At 56.7% G+C, this 16,172-nt stretch carries 15 protein-coding genes; 10 read left to right on the forward strand and 5 right to left on the reverse strand.

Annotation, left to right across the window (positions count from 1 at the left end):
* Nucleotides 1–42 precede the first annotated feature (42 nt).
* Together OVA03_RS09940 and OVA03_RS09945 are read right to left on the reverse strand one after the other, a co-directional pair.
* Nucleotides 43–648, reverse strand: coding sequence for a polysaccharide biosynthesis/export family protein (locus OVA03_RS09940; RefSeq protein WP_267524154.1), 606 nt, complete (start codon nucleotides 646–648; stop codon nucleotides 43–45).
* 217 nt (nucleotides 649–865) lie between these two features.
* Nucleotides 866–1,627, reverse strand: coding sequence for a metallophosphoesterase family protein (locus OVA03_RS09945; RefSeq protein ID WP_267524155.1), 762 nt, complete (start codon nucleotides 1,625–1,627; stop codon nucleotides 866–868).
* 382 nt (nucleotides 1,628–2,009) lie between these two features.
* On the opposite strand from OVA03_RS09945, the gene OVA03_RS09950 reads away from it, so the two are divergent.
* Nucleotides 2,010–3,314, forward strand: coding sequence for a UDP-glucose dehydrogenase family protein (locus OVA03_RS09950; RefSeq protein WP_267524158.1), 1,305 nt, complete (start codon nucleotides 2,010–2,012; stop codon nucleotides 3,312–3,314).
* A 56-nt stretch (nucleotides 3,315–3,370) separates the two neighbouring features.
* On the opposite strand, the gene OVA03_RS09955 is transcribed toward OVA03_RS09950, so the two are convergent.
* Together OVA03_RS09955 and galE are read right to left on the reverse strand one after the other, a co-directional pair.
* Entirely contained in the window at nucleotides 3,371–4,336 is a 966-nt protein-coding gene (locus tag OVA03_RS09955) for a UDP-glucuronic acid decarboxylase family protein (protein ID WP_373295591.1), read from the reverse strand.
* Between the two features lie 98 nt (nucleotides 4,337–4,434).
* Complete coding sequence (gene galE / locus OVA03_RS09960; protein WP_267524159.1) at nucleotides 4,435–5,415, reverse strand: UDP-glucose 4-epimerase GalE; 981 nt, start codon at nucleotides 5,413–5,415, stop codon at nucleotides 4,435–4,437.
* Between the two features lie 201 nt (nucleotides 5,416–5,616).
* On the opposite strand from galE, the gene OVA03_RS09965 reads away from it, so the two are divergent.
* The 4 genes from OVA03_RS09965 to OVA03_RS09980 all read left to right on the forward strand — a co-directional run bounded on the left by OVA03_RS09965 (nucleotide 5,617) and on the right by OVA03_RS09980 (nucleotide 10,329).
* Entirely contained in the window at nucleotides 5,617–6,492 is an 876-nt protein-coding gene (locus OVA03_RS09965) for a UTP--glucose-1-phosphate uridylyltransferase (RefSeq protein WP_267524161.1), read from the forward strand.
* 24 nt (nucleotides 6,493–6,516) lie between these two features.
* Nucleotides 6,517–8,019, forward strand: coding sequence for a phosphomannomutase/phosphoglucomutase (locus OVA03_RS09970; protein ID WP_267524163.1), 1,503 nt, complete (start codon nucleotides 6,517–6,519; stop codon nucleotides 8,017–8,019).
* A gap of 84 nt (nucleotides 8,020–8,103) precedes the next feature.
* Nucleotides 8,104–9,168 (forward strand): mannose-1-phosphate guanylyltransferase/mannose-6-phosphate isomerase, encoded by a 1,065-nt coding sequence (locus OVA03_RS09975; protein WP_267524166.1) that lies wholly within the window; start codon nucleotides 8,104–8,106, stop codon nucleotides 9,166–9,168.
* Between the two features lie 12 nt (nucleotides 9,169–9,180).
* Nucleotides 9,181–10,329, forward strand: a complete 1,149-nt coding sequence (locus OVA03_RS09980; RefSeq protein ID WP_267524168.1) for an AGE family epimerase/isomerase — start codon at nucleotides 9,181–9,183, stop codon at nucleotides 10,327–10,329.
* Nucleotides 10,330–10,404: 75 nt separating this feature from the next.
* On the opposite strand, the gene OVA03_RS09985 is transcribed toward OVA03_RS09980, so the two are convergent.
* A complete protein-coding gene (locus OVA03_RS09985; RefSeq protein WP_267524170.1) occupies nucleotides 10,405–11,424 on the reverse strand; it encodes a glycoside hydrolase family 5 protein in 1,020 nt (339 codons plus the stop codon).
* Between the two features lie 190 nt (nucleotides 11,425–11,614).
* On the opposite strand from OVA03_RS09985, the gene OVA03_RS09990 reads away from it, so the two are divergent.
* From OVA03_RS09990 to rpoN, 5 genes are all read left to right on the forward strand, one after another.
* Nucleotides 11,615–12,235, forward strand: coding sequence for a ribonuclease D (locus OVA03_RS09990; RefSeq protein ID WP_267524172.1), 621 nt, complete (start codon nucleotides 11,615–11,617; stop codon nucleotides 12,233–12,235).
* Nucleotides 12,236–12,309: 74 nt separating this feature from the next.
* Nucleotides 12,310–13,002, forward strand: a complete 693-nt coding sequence (gene lptC / locus OVA03_RS09995) for an LPS export ABC transporter periplasmic protein LptC (RefSeq protein WP_267524173.1) — start codon at nucleotides 12,310–12,312, stop codon at nucleotides 13,000–13,002.
* A gap of 32 nt (nucleotides 13,003–13,034) precedes the next feature.
* Complete coding sequence (gene lptA, locus OVA03_RS10000; RefSeq protein ID WP_267524175.1) at nucleotides 13,035–13,559, forward strand: lipopolysaccharide transport periplasmic protein LptA; 525 nt, start codon at nucleotides 13,035–13,037, stop codon at nucleotides 13,557–13,559.
* A gap of 109 nt (nucleotides 13,560–13,668) precedes the next feature.
* Nucleotides 13,669–14,412: an LPS export ABC transporter ATP-binding protein gene (gene lptB, locus OVA03_RS10005; protein WP_267527710.1), complete on the forward strand. Its 744-nt coding sequence runs from the start codon at nucleotides 13,669–13,671 to the stop codon at nucleotides 14,410–14,412.
* Between the two features lie 23 nt (nucleotides 14,413–14,435).
* Nucleotides 14,436–15,956: an RNA polymerase factor sigma-54 gene (gene rpoN / locus OVA03_RS10010; protein ID WP_267524177.1), complete on the forward strand. Its 1,521-nt coding sequence runs from the start codon at nucleotides 14,436–14,438 to the stop codon at nucleotides 15,954–15,956.
* Nucleotides 15,957–16,172: the final 216 nt, after the last annotated feature.

A 16,172-nucleotide genomic window follows, 5' to 3' on the forward strand; every position in this document is an offset into this window, starting at 1 on the left:
TCAGGTGCGCATTAATGGGCGGGAATCACCCCGCGCATCATATCAGAAATATCGTTCCGTGACCCGAATGGTGTCGCCGGGTTGCACGGTTAGAGTTTGCGTCAGATCGACAGCGCGCTCCTCAGCAGAGTCAGCACTTTTTATATAGACCTTTTTCTTGTTCGCGCGATAGGTGAAACCTTGTGCTCGCGCCACCGCATTCATCACGGTCATGCCGTTGACGTAAGGATATTCGCCCGGACGGCTGACTTCACCCAGAACATAGAAGGGCCGGAACGTCAGAATTTCGATGCTGACGCGCGGGTCCTTAAGATAGCCTTCGCGCAGGACGGCTGCATATTGTTCCTGCAGCTCTCTCACACTCAGGCCCATCGCCTTAACTTCGCCTATCAGGGGCAGGGCGACCGTGCCCTGACCATTGACGACGAATTCGCCGCTCAGGTCAGGTTCACCAAAGACGATGACCCGGATCTTATCGTCGGCGCCCATTTTATATTTATAGGCGTCAACGCTCGCAACTGCGGTAGATAAGGTCGTCACCGGCGCCACTTGGGCCGCGGACTCAGACGCAGATGTCTGGGTTTGGGCCTGAATCTGGGCAAAGGCAAGACCGCCCGACCCGACCGAAACCATGAGTATCGTTGCCAATACTAAGAAAATCTTTTTTACGTATACGTGCACGCTAAGCCTCCTGCCTCAACCCAAAAATATCTTTCAATTTTTTGTTGCGGCGCAAATTCAGATAACGGATACGGATATAAAGTTCCAATTATGATATGTGTTTTTCCATGACTTTTAATAAGTAAATGGTTAACTTCACAACAGAACTACCCGGCGTGTAAACTGTGCAATTAATATGCCATTTTTATGTTACGTGGATAAATTGGCGCGTTTCATTATGAAGTCGCACACAGGTTAAGACCCCCGTGGCATAGGCGCCGGTATCTACCCCGACCCGCCAGGTAGAGTTAAAGGGTTCGGGCGTCGGCGTGTGGCCATGAACGACGACATAGTTGCAGGATTTGGTCGCCGATAAGAACTCAGCCCGTATCCACAACAGGGTCGTGGCGTCCTGATCATCCAGCGGCACACCGGGTTTGACCCCGGCATGGACAAATACATAGTCCCCGCCGTAGACAATCAGCTTCATAGCGCAGATGGCCTCGAGGTGGGCGCGCGGCAAATTATTGCCAAACTGGTCGCGCGCCTCGATCCAGGCCTCAGCATCACTGCGCAAAGGCGGTGCCTGAACCCCATAATTCATAAGGGTTGTACCACCCCCGTGCTGCACCCAGGTCGCCCCGCTTTCGGGATCTTCGAGGAAGTTGATCAGCGACATCTCATGGTTACCCATCAGGACTTCGAGGTCGCACCAGATCTCGTCCTTAAGCTTTAGGATCGTTTCGATCACCTTGTCAGAGGCCGGTCCGCGATCGACATAATCGCCCAGCAACACCACCCTGGGCTTTTCCTGATAGGCGTAGGAGTCTTCGCGGATGGTATCAAGCATGCGGCTGAACAAATCAGCCCGGCCATGGATATCGCCGATGGCATAGGTCAGCCGGTCAACGATCGGCACAGGGTCACTCTTGCGCTTTGAAAACAGATTTTTGAAAAAGCTAATCATGAAAACGCAATCAATCCGCCGCACAGGCTTTATGGTTATGAAGCCAGTCTAAACCAAAGATCACCTAAGTTCGCAATCTGAAAAGGGTTGCTGAAAATATTTCTTATCAAATTGCGGGGACAGAATAGATCATAAACCTTAACTTATGACCTTCAGTTTCATACATCAGGCGAGCGCACGGTTTGAGCGTGGTAAATCTATTGACAATCGCGCGCGAAGCCGCCAACAGATTTAGGGATTACCCCGTAGCTACGCTTCATCAGGTTTAGGATTTAATCCATATTTTTCACAGCGTGATGCCCGGACATGCCCGGCGCGTTCACGATTTCTGACAGCATTTCCGGCATATTCGTCCGGTATTTTTAGACATTAGGATATAGTCATGCGCGTAACCATGATCGGTACAGGATATGTAGGCCTCGTCAGCGGCGCCTGCTTTGCAGATTTCGGCCATATCGTGACCTGCGTCGATAAGGACGCCTCAAAGATTGAGCGGCTGCAAGCCGGGGAAATTCCGATTTTTGAGCCGGGCCTTGATAAACTGGTCGAAACCAATGTGCGCGAAGGCCGCCTGTTCTTTGCCGTCGATCCGAAAGAAGCCATCGCCTCGGCCGATGCGATCTTTATTGCGGTTGGCACGCCGTCACGGCGCGGCGATGGCCATGCTGACCTGTCTTACGTCTATGCCGCCGCCGAAGAAATCGCCGATCTGATGGATGGCTTTACCGTCATCGTCAATAAATCGACCGTTCCGGTGGGCACCGGCGATGAGGTCGAAGCCATCATCAAAAAGCGCCGCCCGGACGCCGAATTTGCGGTCGTCTCCAACCCGGAATTCCTGCGCGAAGGGGCCGCCATCAGCGACTTCAAGCGCCCTGACCGCGTCGTCGTCGGCACCGAGGATGAACGCGCCCGCAATGTGATGCGTGAGCTCTACCGTCCGCTGAACCTGAATGAGAGCCCGCTGCTGTTTGTCGGTCGCCGCACCTCAGAACTGATCAAATATGCCGCCAACGCCTTCCTGGCCATGAAGATCACCTTCATCAACGAAATGGCCGATTTATCCGAAGCTGTCGGGGCTGACGTGCAGGCTGTGGCCCGTGGCATTGGGCTGGACAACCGGATCGGCACCAAGTTCCTGCACGCTGGCCCCGGTTATGGCGGTTCGTGCTTCCCCAAGGATACGCTGGCTCTGGTGAAAACCGCTGCCGACTATGGCACGCCGACCAAGCTGATCGAAGCCACCGTAGCGGTCAACGCCTCACGCAAAAAGGCCATGGCCGAAAAGATCAAAAAGGCGCTCGGTGGTGATGTTTCCGGCAAGACAATTGGAATCTTAGGCCTGACCTTTAAGCCCAACACCGATGATATGCGCGACGCCCCGTCGCTGGATATCGTGCCCGCCCTTCAGGCTGCCGGTGCCACCATTCAGGCCTATGACCCCGAAGGCCGCCATGAAGCCGAAAAGCTGCTGAGCGATGTGGACTATAAGGCCAATCCGTATGATGCGGTGGCCGGTGCTGACGCCATGGTCATCCTGACTGAGTGGGATCAGTTCCGCGCCCTTGACCTCGACCGCGTCAAATCGGTCATGAAGGCCCCGGTCATGGTCGATCTGCGCAATGTCTATAAACCCTCCGAAGTGCGCTCGAAGAATTTTGATTACACCAGCATCGGTCGCCCCTGATCAAGAAAAAGCCCGCCTCACCGGCGGGCTTTTTTATTTCGCTATCGACTGTGGGATCAAAACTTGAACATGCCCTCAAGCGCGCCGTTTTTCACCAGCCCATCGAAATAGTTGACGGTTTTGGTCAGGCCCTCACGCAGCGGCACCTTCGGCTCCCAGCCCAGCTTTTCCTGCGCCTGAGTGATGTCCGGGCGGCGCTGCTTGGGGTCATCCTGCGGCAGGGGCATGTGGACGATCTTTGATTTCGAGCCAGTGATGTCGATCACCATCTGCGCCAGTTCCAGCATGGTAAACTCCCCCGGATTGCCGATATTGATCGGGCCGGTGATGTCATCGGGGGTGTTCATCAGGCGCACAAAGCCTTCGATCAGGTCATCGGCATAGCAGAATGAGCGGGTCTGCAGGCCTTCGCCGAAGATGGTGATGTCGCGCCCCATCAGGGCCTGCACGATAAAGCTTGAGACCACCCGGCCATCATTGGGGTGCATGCGCGGGCCGTAGGTGTTGAATATCCGCACCACCTTGATGTTCAGGCCATGCTGGCGGCGATAATCAAAAAACAGGGTCTCAGCGCAGCGCTTGCCCTCATCATAGCAGGAGCGTGGACCGATAGTGTTGACATTGCCCCAGTAGGATTCCGGCTGAGGGTGGACGCTGGGGTCGCCGTAAACTTCTGAGGTTGAGGCCTGAAAAATCTTGGCCTTCAGGCGCTTGGCCAGGCCCAGCATGTTGACCGAGCCCATGACCGAAGTTTTGATCGTCTGCACCGGATCGCGCTGATAGTGAATGGGTGAGGCCGGACAGGCCAGATTGTAGATCTCATCGCACTCGATAAACAGCGGATGGGTAATATCGTGGCGCAGCAGTTCAAAATTCGGATGGTCGCGCAGGTGCTGAATATTGACATGCGCGCCGGTGTAAAAATTGTCGAGGCAGATGACATGGGCCCCTTCGCCCAGCAGCCGCTCACACAGGTGAGACCCTAAAAAGCCGGCCCCGCCGGTAACCAGAATACGCTTCATTAAATGCATGGTGAAACTCCGGAAAATATATAATTAAAAAAGGATAGCTTAAGACGCTTACCGTTAGCGGGCCTTTAATAGACCCGTATCATCTCAGATTAATAAGGCCGTGTTTTTTGCCAATGGGCCGCCGTGCGGATCAGGGTTTCCAGATCACTGTATTTCGGCTGCCAGTCCAGCATGGACTTGATCTTGGCCACATCAGCCACCAGCGCCTGAGGGTCCCCCTCACGGCGCGGGCCAAAGCTGTGCGGCACCTCTATGCCCAACACCTTCTCGGCCATTTTGATGACCTCCAGCACCGTCAGGCCCTCACCCGTGCCAACGTTGAAAATCTGGCTGTCGCCGCCATCCAATAAGCGCTCAATCGCGGCCACATGGGCGGTGGCCAGATCGACGACGTGGATATAGTCGCGCACTGGCGTGCCGTCGCGGGTGTCATAGTCGGTGCCAAAAACGGTCAGCGGCTTGCCCTTACCCAAAGCGGCCTGACACATCAGCGGAATGAGATGGGTCTCGCACAGGTGGCTTTCGCCGATCTCACCGTCCGGGTCAGCGCCAGCGGCATTGAAATAGCGCAGAATGGTGTGCTTGAGGCCGTGGGCCTGCCCCATCCAGTACAGCGCCTGCTCAAAGGCCAGCTTGGACGCCCCATATGGGTTGATCGGCAAGGTCGGGTGGGTTTCCGGGATCAGATCGCTTTGCGGCGTCCCATAGGTGGCCGCCGTCGATGAAAACACCATCGCCTTAACGCCGCCCTCGATCAGGGCCGAGGTAAAGGCGGTCGCCGCCGCGACATTGTTATCGTAATATTTGGCCGGATCGCGCGTGCTTTCGCCGACAAGGCTAAAGGCTGCGAAATGGATGGCCGAGGTGATGCCGTAAGTCTCGATGGCCTTAAGGATCGCCTCGCGGTCACGCAGGTCTGCCTTGATCAGCGGCCCCCACTTGACGGCCCCTTCATGGCCGGTCACCAAACTGTCAAGCGTTACAGGTATATAACCCGACTGGTGCAAGACTTTGCAGGTCTGCGCCCCGATATAACCCGCACCGCCCGCCACCAATACAGCTTTTGACATATAAAATCGCTCCGGATATCGCGCGGCCTGATTTTCTTAACCTTAACCGCTTCAATTTAAATAAAATTTACATTCGTGATGCTAAAAAATTACAAATGGGCCATTGCGGTTCCCGTCATCTGGCTTTAGCCTATTATTTTGCATAAGCGAAATATTTTTGTAGCCCATTTCTTTTGTTTTTCTTATTTCGAGAGGTCTCACTTGACCAAATCCAAAGTTCGTAAAGCGGTCCTGCCGGTTGCCGGTCTGGGGACGCGTGTGTTGCCGGGCACCAAGGTTGTCCCCAAAGAATTACTGAACGTCGTTGACCGCCCGATCCTGTCCTATGTGGTGGCCGAAGCGCGCGCCGCCGGGATTGAGCATTTCGTCTTCGTCACTGGCCGCGCCAAGGGCTCGATCGAAGACTATTTCGACCATCAGGTCGAGCTTGAGGCGCAGTTACGCGCCAAGAATAAAACCGCTATTCTGGATGAACTTCTGGCTGAATTGCCAAAGCCCGGTGAGATGAGCTTCATCCGCCAGATGCAGCCGCTCGGCCTCGGCCACGCGGTTTATGCCGCCCGCGACATTATTGGTGATGAACCGTTCGCCGTCCTGCTGCCCGACATGGTGATGGATTCTGAGGTCTCCGCCCTGAAACAGGCCATCAATGCCTATGATCAAGTCGGCGGCAATATCATCGTCGTTGAGCAGGTGCCGCACGACCAGACCCACCAGTACGGCGTGGTCGCCCTTGAATCGCAAAATGGCCGCCTCAACAAGATGACCGGCATGGTCGAAAAACCAGCCAAGGGTACCGCCCCGTCCAATCTGATTGTCTCTGGTCGCTATATCCTTCAGCCGGAAATTTTCGATTATCTGGCCACCCAGGAAAAAGGTGCTGGCGGTGAGATCCAGCTTACCGATTCCATGTTCAAGCTGATGCAGGACCAAAGCTTCCATGCGCTTGAATATGATGGCACCACTTATGACTGCGGCGACAAGATCGGCCTTCTGCGGGCCAATGTCGCCATGGCCTTGAAGCGTGCCGATCTGGGTGATGCGGCCCGCGCCGCCCTCTCGCCCTTTTTTAATTAATCCGCGATCACTGACGGACACCCCATGACTCTGAAACCCAGAACTGACATCAAAGCCAATACGTTTGAAAACGAAACTCAGGCCTTTGTTAAGACCACAGGCTTTCGTGAATATGACGCGCGCTGGCTGTTTGGCGACGAAATCAACCTTCTGGGCATTCAGGCTCTGGGGCTTGGCCTTGGCACCTATGTGCAGGAACGCGGGGTAAAGCCGCGCATCGTGGTCGGGCACGACTACCGTTCCTATTCGATCAATATCAAGAACGCCCTGATCATCGGCCTGCTGCAATCGGGCTGCGAAGTGCTCGATATCGGGCTGTGCCTGTCGCCGATCGCTTACTTTGCGCAGTTTGATCTGGACGCGCCGTGCGTGGCCATGGTCACCGCTTCCCACAATGACAACGGCTGGACCGGCGTCAAGATGGGCTGTCAGGCCCCGCTGACCTTCGGGCCGGACGAGATGGGCCGCCTGAAAGAGATCGTCATGGGCGGTCTGGGTGTCGAAAAATCCGGTGGCAGCCTGACGCTGGTTGAGGGCGTTCAGGAACGCTATCTGGCCGATGTGGTCGCCAAGACCAAAGTCACCCGTCCGCTTAAGGTCATTTGCGCCTGTGGCAACGGCACGGCGGGCGCCTTTGCGCCTCAGGCCCTGCGCGCTATGGGCGTTGAGGTGATCGAGATGGATTGCGAGCTTGACAACACCTTCCCGAAATATAATCCGAACCCGGAAGACCACGAAATGCTGGTCGAAATGTCGAAGGCCGTCAAAGAATACGGCGCCGATCTGGCGCTCGGTTTCGATGGCGACGGCGACCGCTGCGGCGTGGTCGATAATACCGGCGAAGAAATCTTTGCTGATAAGATCGGCCTGATGCTGGCCCGCGACCTGAGCGAAATTTATAAGGACGCGACCTTCATCGTCGATGTCAAATCGACCGGCCTTTATAAGACCGACGAAATCCTCAAGAAGAACGGGGCCACCACCGTCTATTGGAAAACCGGCCACTCCTACATCAAGCGCAAGACCGCCGAACTGAACGCTCTGGCCGGGTTTGAAAAGTCGGGCCACTTCTTCCTGGCCGGTGATATTGGCCGCGGTTATGACGATGGTCTGGTCGCCGCCGGTGCAATCCTTGCCATGATGGAACGTAATCCGGGCAAGTCCTTGTCAGAACTGAAATCGGCCCTGCCGCAGGCCTTTACGTCGCTGACCATGTCGCCCCATTGCGGCGACGAAGTGAAGTATCAGGTGCTGGAACGCATCGTTCAGGAATATGTCGATCTGCATGCCGCCGGTGGTGAAATTCTGGGCCGCAAGATCCTTGAGGTCATCACGGTCAATGGCGCTCGCGTCCATTTAGACGACGGCTCATGGGTGCTGGTGCGGGCCTCCTCGAACAAGCCGGAACTGGTGGTTGTGGTCGAATCCTTACGCTCCGAAGACGACATGCGCGATCTGTTCCGTAAGGAAATCAAACCGCGTCTGGCGAATTATTCCGAGATCGGCAAATTCAACCAGGAGATTTAATCCCGTAAGGGGTAAATCCTCTTGGCGGACGTCCATAGACGCCATACTATAACTATAAATACAGACTAACTGGGGTTGAGGTACATGACGTTAAAAATTCTGCCGGTGATCATGTCGGGCGGTTCAGGCACGCGCCTGTGGCCGATGTCGACCCCTGAAAAGCCCAAGCAGTTCCATGCCCTCGGCACCGAAAACACCATGATTCAGGAAACCGCCCTGCGTTTGTCGGGCGACAATTTCCTGAAACCCATGGTGATCTGTGGCAAGTCCCACCGGGCGGTGGCGCTTGATCAATTAACTGAGGCCGGTCGCAGCCCGCAGGCTATTATTGTCGAGCCGATGGCCCGCAATACCGCCGCGGTTGCCGCCGTCGCAGCCCTGGCCGCCATGGAGTACGATCCCGAAGCCTTGGTGCTGATGGCCCCAGCCGATCACGTCATCACCCGCCCGCTGGCCTTCCGTCAGGTGGTGCTGGCCTCCGCCGACGTGGCGCGCGAGCGGATCGTGACCTTTGGTATCCGCCCGCTTAGCCCTGAAACCGGCTACGGCTATATTCAACGCGGCGAGGCCTTAACGGACAGTATTTTTGCCGTGCGCCGCTTCCTTGAAAAGCCCAATCTGGACACCGCCAGAACCTATCTGGAGGACGGCAGCTATGACTGGAACGCCGGGATTTTCCTGTTCTCCCCGCAGGTGATGATCGAAGAACTGCGCGCTTATGCCCCCGAAGTTCTGTCGGCCTCTGAGGCGGCGTTTGCCAAGGCCCACCGCCACGCCGAGACCATTGAGTTGGAAGCCGAAGCGTTTTCGATGTGCCCGTCGATCTCCATCGACTACGCAGTCATGGAAAACACCGAAAAGGCCGCAGTCGCGCCCTGTCATATCGGCTGGGCCGATGTCGGCGGTTTCAGCGAACTGTGGCGTCTGGGCGCCAAGGATGAAAACGGCAACCACAGCATGGGCCCAAAAATCCTGATCGATGCCGAGAACTGCCTGATCCGCGCCGAAGGCCCGCCGGTGGCCGTGATCGGCATGCGGGATACTATGATCATCTCGACACCTGCCGGGGTGCTGGTAGCACCCTTGTCGCTGGCGCAAGAGGTCAAAAAAGCCGCCGAAGCCGCAAAGTCCCTGCCGCCACACGCCTGATTGAGCCCCATCATGTCCGCCTTAACCGATACGCAAAACCGCCTGAAATTCTGGTTGTTCAACCATGCTCTCCCTATGTGGTGGGAGGTCGGCGGCGACGTTGAAAAAGGCGGATTTTTTGAGAAGCTTGGGCTGGACGCAAAGCCCGTTGATGATCCGCGCCGCACCCGTGTCGCGGCTCGTCAGGTCTATTCTTATGCCCTCGCCCAGCGCATGGGCTATTCGGGTGAGACCAACGCCGCCATTGATCAGGGCCTTAAGTGGCTATCCGGCCCGGCCCGCACACCCGAAGGCCTGCTCTATGCCGTGCTGGCCCCCGACGGCAGCGTCATCAAGGGTGAATTCGATTTCTACGACCACGCCTTTGCCCTTTTGGCCTATGCGTCGGCGTTTACGGTGCGCCCGCACGATAAATCGCTGGAAGCCGCCGGTGTGGCCATTCGCGACCATTTGCTGACCCACTATAAGCATCCGGTGCGCGGCTTTGAAGAAGCCAATCCCCGCACCCTGCCGCTCAAGACCAACCCGCACATGCACATGTTTGAGGCCTGTCTGGCGTGGATCGAAGCGGGGGGCGATCACAAATGGCATGAGGTTGCCGCAGAGATTTCGGCCCTTTGCCTCGATAAGTTTTTGCACCCTGAAACGGGATCTTTGCGCGAATATTTCGACGGCGACTGGAACCCGGTTGAGGGTGAGATGGGCCGCATCATTGAACCCGGCCATCAGTTTGAATGGGCGTGGCTGCTGATCCGCTGGGCTGGAATTACCGGTGATACCCGCTTTATCGCGCCCGCCAAACGGCTGATCGAGATTGCCGAAAACCACGGCACTGACCATGACCGCAATGTGACCATTTTTGAACTGTGGGACGACTTCTCACCCAAGGATCAAAAGGCCCGCCTGTGGGCGCAGACCGAACGCATGAAAGCCTATGTGGCCCTTTATAGCGTGGCCGAAACAGATGAGGATAAAGCATTTGCAGTCGGTAAGGCCGTCACCGCCGCGCGTGGGTTAGAGCTTTACCTGAACACCGATATTGCCGGTCTTTATCTTGATAAGATGAACCCCGATGGGTCGTTTGTCGATGAACCGGCACCGGCGTCGAGCCTTTATCACATCATCTGCGCCATAGATGAACTGCACCTGCTCGCGGATTAATCATTATTTTTAGTCCCTCGCCGGGCGGTGGCTACGCCACCTTGGCCGCCGCCTCAGTGGCGGCTTGAGCGGAAGTCATTCCGCTCCAAACCAGCGGCTGAATATATTACGGGCCGGCGGTTTTTCGGTGGCTTGCCCAAAAATCGCCGCCGGTTTTGAGGTCGCTTTGATGCCCCCCTCACCGTGAATGATACGCTCGCCCCACGGCGTTATGTGGCGGGCATTAAACTTCACCGTCATATCCAGATCACGCGCCTTTGGCCCATTACCCGACCATGACCAGCCCAGATAGCCGATGCCATGCTGGTTCGTCAGGTCAAAGATCGTCGCCTCATCGACCGGTTCGCCCTCGTGATCCGGTCCAAATTCACCGACTACCAAGGCTAGTCCCTGCGACCGAAACCCGTCGAGATAGGCCCTGATCACGGCGTCATTGCTATAGACCTGATACATATGGACGCTGAACATCGTCGCCTTCAGCGGGTCAGCCTCAAACACCTCCCGCGCCCGACGCAGCATGGTTTGCGATCCGTCCTGCCCCCAATTCGGGCCATCGACCATGATGACGTTTTTTAAGCCAGCTGCCCGTAAGCGGACAATGGCGGCCTTATGTTCATCCACCCAGTAGCTTTCCGCCACCCCGTTGCCTGATGGCTCATTGGCGATGTTGAGGATGACATAATCCTCCTGACCGATCAGGGCGTCTTTAATCTCAATCCAATAGTCCGTAGCCTGAGCGATGGTGGCGGCATCCTTGGCCGCGCCGTCTCCGGTCTGGCCGTAGCCGGTCGTGTCATGGACCTCCAGCACCGTGATCAAACCGGCGGCCTTTGAGCGTGCAATCAGTTGGCGCACCGTCCGCTCAGACGTCCGGTTCCAGCGCACACCGTTGCCGAGCACGATGCGCACCGTATTAGCCCCCGCTGCGGCAATGTCTTTCAGCGCCCGCTCCGTCCGGTTCGGAAACCACAGGTGAGCGTGATTGATGCCGCGCATGACAAACGGCGCACCTGATGCCTCCACCACCTGTCCGTCGCGGATCATCATATCGGCGTGAGCGGGCACGGTCAGCACTGCGGCCAAGACGGCGGCCATCCCACAAGATTTCAATATTGTTTTCATTGCGGCACTGTCCATGCAGTTATTTAATAAATCAAAAATATTTATTTCGCATCGCATATCTTTGGCCTGAAACCACCCCTTTGAACAGGCGTGAATTGACGAAGGCCCTGACATGGCTTAGGCGAAAGGTACGATTTTCATAGTATTATTCAGGACTTCGCGCGTGACCACTTTTTACCATGATGGCGACCTGCCGGACGGCCTTGACCTTGGGGCGGTTGTGGCCATTGACTCTGAAACCATGGGCCTGCGCTTTCGACGCGATGACCTGTGCGTGGTGCAACTGTCGTCCGGTGACGGCCATGCCCATGTGGTGCGGATGCAGCGTCCGACCTATCAGGCCCCGAACCTCAAGGCCCTGCTGACTGACCCGAAGGTGCTTAAGCTGTTCCACTATGGCCGCTTTGATATTGGCATGTTCCAGCTTCATCTGGGGGTGGTGACGGCCCCGGTCTATTGCACCAAGATCGCCTCTAAACTGGCGCGCACCTATACTGACCGCCACGGCCTGAAGGATCTGGTGCGTGAATTGTTGAGCCTTGATCTGTCCAAGGCCCAGCAATCGTCCGACTGGGGGGCGGAGACCCTAACGCCTGAACAACTGGCCTATGCGGCCTCGGATGTGTTGCATCTGCATGCCCTGCGCACCAAGCTCGATCTGATGCTGGCCCGCGAAGGCCGCACCGAACTGGCGCAAAAATGTTTCGACTTCCTGCCGCACCGGGTCGCCCTTGATTTGGCAGGCTGGGAAGATTGCGATATCTTCGCCCATTCCTGGTCTTAAAACCCCAATTCTGATCTTAAATCTTTGAATGGTCTTAATCTAAGCTCTATATAGGCAGCATGGCTCTGAACCCGATGACATCTGCGTCTCCTGTCGCGCCGGATACTCTTGATCCGGTGATGGTGACCTATGACCTGGTTGAAGACGCGCAGGCTCAGAAGCAACGTCTGTTGAAACAGGCTCAGGCCTGGCGCAGTCGTTCCCGCCGTATCAAGCTGCTGCGGCTGGTGTTTCCGGGACTAATTGTCGCCACTCTGGTGGCCATTGTTGGGTGGGTCATCGTCCAGAGCATCCTTAATTCGCTCAACGTCTATCAGGCCAGTCAGGCTGATATTCGCATGACCAACCCGCGCTTTTTCGGCCAGACCAATAACGGCGACCGCTATATCATCAGCGGCCTTGAGGCCATCCGGCGCGGCAATAGTGCGCCGGTCATTTCGGTCAATGCCCCCAGCATGGAACTGAAAAGCGACAACAGCAAACCGACCCTGCTTAAGGGCTTAAAAGGGGTCTATAACGAACCCGATAAGACCTTTACCGTCGAAGGCGATGTGGTCTTAAACGGTGGCCCGAACGATTTCAGCTTCCGCACTCAGGAAGCGATTGTCGACCTTAACACCTCGACCGTCAGGGGTAATAAACCTATTGAAGGTTTTGGCCCCACCGGTCATATTAAGGGTGAATCCTATATTATTTCTGACAATGGCCGCCATATCGCCATCAAAGGCAAGGGCTCAACGCAGGTCAGGGTTACGATTAACAATTGATGCGTCCGCTATTTACAAAGGCACCTGATATCATGTCACGCAAACACACCTCTACGCTTATGATCATGGCCGCCCTTAGTCTGGGGGCCGTGGCCCCGCAAGCCTGGGCGCAATTGTCACCGAAACGCGGCCCTATCTCGATCGGCAGCGATGATTTTGCTGCCTCCGAGCCTGAGCGGTTGCAGACCTACACCGGCCGCGTTGAGATCCTGCAGGACAATACCCGCCTGCGCGCCGACAACGTCAAGATGTTCCACGGCACCAAGCCCGGCGGGACCGGCTGGGGTGAAGTCGACCGCATCGAAGCCAATGGCAACCTCTATTTCGTCAATGGCACTCAGGTCATCAAGGGCGACAAGGCCGTTTACACCAGCGCGGATGACACCATGGTCGTCACCGGTGACGTCATCGTCACTCAGGGCGAGAACGTCATGACCGGCAACCGTCTGGTCTATAATGTCGCCGCCGGTCGCACCACCATGGATGCCACACCGGGCACCCCATCCAAGGGCCGGGTCCGCGCCGTGCTGTATCCGGACAGCAAACCCGCTCAATAGGCGGCCCTTAAGGCACAATCCCGCGTCAGATGCGGTTATTTTTCGCCTGTTTAGGGTAATTTTAAGAGGCATGAGGGATAGTGCTACCGTGATTGAACACCTGGACACCATGACGGACACTTCCGACACGACCTCTGACGGGCTCAGCGTCGACGGCATAGGCAAGACCTATGGCGAGCGCACCGTCGTCAAGAGCGTATCCCTGCGCGTCGGGCGCGGCGAAGTCGTTGGCTTGCTCGGCCCGAACGGTGCTGGGAAAACTACCTGCTTTTACATGATCACCGGTCTGGTCGAGGCTGACTACGGCACCATCATGCTGGACGGGCAGGATATTACCTCCCAGCCCATGTATCAGCGCGCCCGCATGGGCGTAGGTTACCTGCCGCAGGAAGCCTCCATTTTCCGCGGCATGACGGTTGAGGAAAACCTCAAGGCCGTGCTGGAACTCAATGAGACAAATCCCTCCGTAATTGCCGATGATGTCAGCCGCCTGCTTGAGGAACTGCGCATCACCCATATCCGTACCTCTCCGGCCACAGCCCTGTCGGGTGGTGAGCGCCGCCGCGTCGAAATCGCGCGCGCCCTCGCTGGCAAACCCTCATTTATGTTACTGGATGAACCCTTTGCGGGGATTGATCCACTGGCGATTGCCGACATCCGCGAAGTCATTACCTATCTTAAGGCCCGTGGCATCGGCATACTGATTACCGACCACAACGTCCGTGAAACGCTTGATATCATTGATCGCGCGTCGATTATCCATAGCGGCGAAGTCCTGTTTGAGGGCTCGCCGGAGGAAATCCGCAACGATCCGGAAGTCAAACGCGTTTACCTGGGCGAGGCATTTCATTAACCATTGGCGGGCATCATCACGGCATGGCACTCGGGCAAAGGTTAGAACTCAAACAGGGACAGGGGCTGGTCATCACGCCCCAGTTGCAGCAGGCGATCAAGCTGCTGCAATTGTCAAATCTCGAACTCGAAGCCGTGGTTGAGGCCGAGTTAGAAAAGAACCCCCTTCTGCAACGCGAAGATACCGAGCCCGTCTCTGATACCGGCCCCGAATCTGAGCGCGAAACCTTTGAAAGTGATGGCCGCGAACTGGAACTGGGCGACGGCGATTCGCTGCGCGCCGGCTCAGACCTTGATGCCTCAAACTCTGATCTTTACGGCGATGAAGCCCCGACCGTGCGTGAGCCCGATAGCGCCGCGTCGTCTGCCGATATGTCCGATGGCCCTATGGTCGACTGGTCCAAGGCCGGTAAGGGCGGCGGCAGTTTTGACGGCGATGAGGACATGGAACGCGCCCTCACCCGCGAAAAAACGCTGCAGGAACATCTGACCGATCAGGCCCTGATTGCCGGGTTCAGTGCACCCGAAATGGCCATTGCGCAGGTTCTGATCGACGGGGTCGATGAGGGTGGTTACCTGCGCGCTGACCTCAGCGAAATCTCCGACCGGCTGGGCTGCGATCCGGCGCTGGTTGAAAAGGTGCTTACCACCTGCCACGGCTTTGAGCCGACCGGCGTAATGGCCCGCAGCGTCCCCGAATGTCTTAAGCTGCAACTGATTGAACGCAATCGCTTCGATCCGGCTATGGAAGCGTTGATCGATAATCTTGAACTGTTGGCCCGGCGTGACCTGAGCGCCCTGCGTAAGGTTTGCGGCGTCGATGACGAAGACCTGAGCGACATGATCCGTGAGCTTAAGGCCCTGACGCCGCGCCCCGGCGCGGCCTTTGGCTCTGAGCCGTCGCAGACCGTGGTGCCGGACGTGTTTGTGCGTCAGGATGCGACCGGCGGCTGGCGGGTTGACCTCAATACCGACACCCTGCCGCGTGTGCTGGTCGATCAGAAATACCATGCTCAGGTCGTGGGCGGCGCCCGCTCCAGCGAAGAAAAAACCTATCTTAGCGAATGCCTCAATCAGGCCAACTGGCTGATCAAGAGCCTCGATCAACGGGCCCGCACCATCCTTAAGGTATCGTCCGAAATCGTGCGCCAGCAGGATGCCTTTCTGGTTTACGGCGTCGAACACCTGCGCCCGCTGAACCTCAAGACCGTCGCTGATGCGGTGGGGATGCACGAATCGACCATCAGTCGGGTGACCTCAAACAAGTACGTCTCGACCCCGCGCGGGGTATTTGAACTGAAGTTCTTCTTCACCTCCTCGATCTCTTCCAATGACGGCTCCGAAGCCCATTCCGCCGAGTCAGTCCGCCATAAGATTAAGAACCTTATCGATGGAGAGAAGTCATCGGGGGAAATCCTGTCCGATGACCGGATCGTCGAAATCCTGAAAGAGGCCGGGGTCGATATCGCCCGCCGCACGGTCGCAAAATACCGCGAAGCCCTGCGCATCCCCTCATCGGTCGAGCGCAAGCGCCAACTTAAGTAAGGCTGCGGCGCACTCTACAGGCTTACGCTTAATTTCACGTAAGGATTCAACCCCTAAGCGGCAAATGGACGCGCATTTGGCGCACACATTTTAGTGACTTAACAGGGCCGCCAAAGAGCGTAAGGTGAGGATGCGCGTAACCTCCACGCGCGGTCCTCGCCCCACTCCCATGAGGTCACCATGAGGCACAAGCCCATGATCTGCAAAGCGTTTTAC

The sequence above is a fragment of the Asticcacaulis sp. SL142 genome (assembly GCF_026625745.1).
GTDB lineage: Bacteria > Pseudomonadota > Alphaproteobacteria > Caulobacterales > Caulobacteraceae > Asticcacaulis.

Bases quoted from the DNA above. Each gene is read 5' to 3' on its own strand.
- lptA (WP_267524175.1), top strand. From the start codon at position 13,035: ATGTCACGCAAACACACCTCTACGCTTATGATCATGGCCGCCCTTAGT.
- OVA03_RS09950 (WP_267524158.1), top strand. From the start codon at position 2,010: ATGCGCGTAACCATGATCGGTACAGGATATGTAGGCCTCGTCAGCGGC.
- galE (WP_267524159.1), bottom strand. From the start codon at position 5,415: ATGTCAAAAGCTGTATTGGTGGCGGGCGGTGCGGGTTATATCGGGGCG.
- OVA03_RS09970 (WP_267524163.1), top strand. From the start codon at position 6,517: ATGACTCTGAAACCCAGAACTGACATCAAAGCCAATACGTTTGAAAAC.
- lptC (WP_267524173.1), top strand. From the start codon at position 12,310: ATGACATCTGCGTCTCCTGTCGCGCCGGATACTCTTGATCCGGTGATG.
- rpoN (WP_267524177.1), top strand. From the start codon at position 14,436: ATGGCACTCGGGCAAAGGTTAGAACTCAAACAGGGACAGGGGCTGGTC.
- OVA03_RS09980 (WP_267524168.1), top strand. From the start codon at position 9,181: ATGTCCGCCTTAACCGATACGCAAAACCGCCTGAAATTCTGGTTGTTC.
- lptB (WP_267527710.1), top strand. From the start codon at position 13,669: ATGACGGACACTTCCGACACGACCTCTGACGGGCTCAGCGTCGACGGC.
- OVA03_RS09955 (WP_373295591.1), bottom strand. From the start codon at position 4,336: ATGAAGCGTATTCTGGTTACCGGCGGGGCCGGCTTTTTAGGGTCTCAC.
- OVA03_RS09975 (WP_267524166.1), top strand. From the start codon at position 8,104: ATGACGTTAAAAATTCTGCCGGTGATCATGTCGGGCGGTTCAGGCACG.
- OVA03_RS09945 (WP_267524155.1), bottom strand. From the start codon at position 1,627: ATGATTAGCTTTTTCAAAAATCTGTTTTCAAAGCGCAAGAGTGACCCT.
- OVA03_RS09985 (WP_267524170.1), bottom strand. From the start codon at position 11,424: ATGGCCGCCGTCTTGGCCGCAGTGCTGACCGTGCCCGCTCACGCCGAT.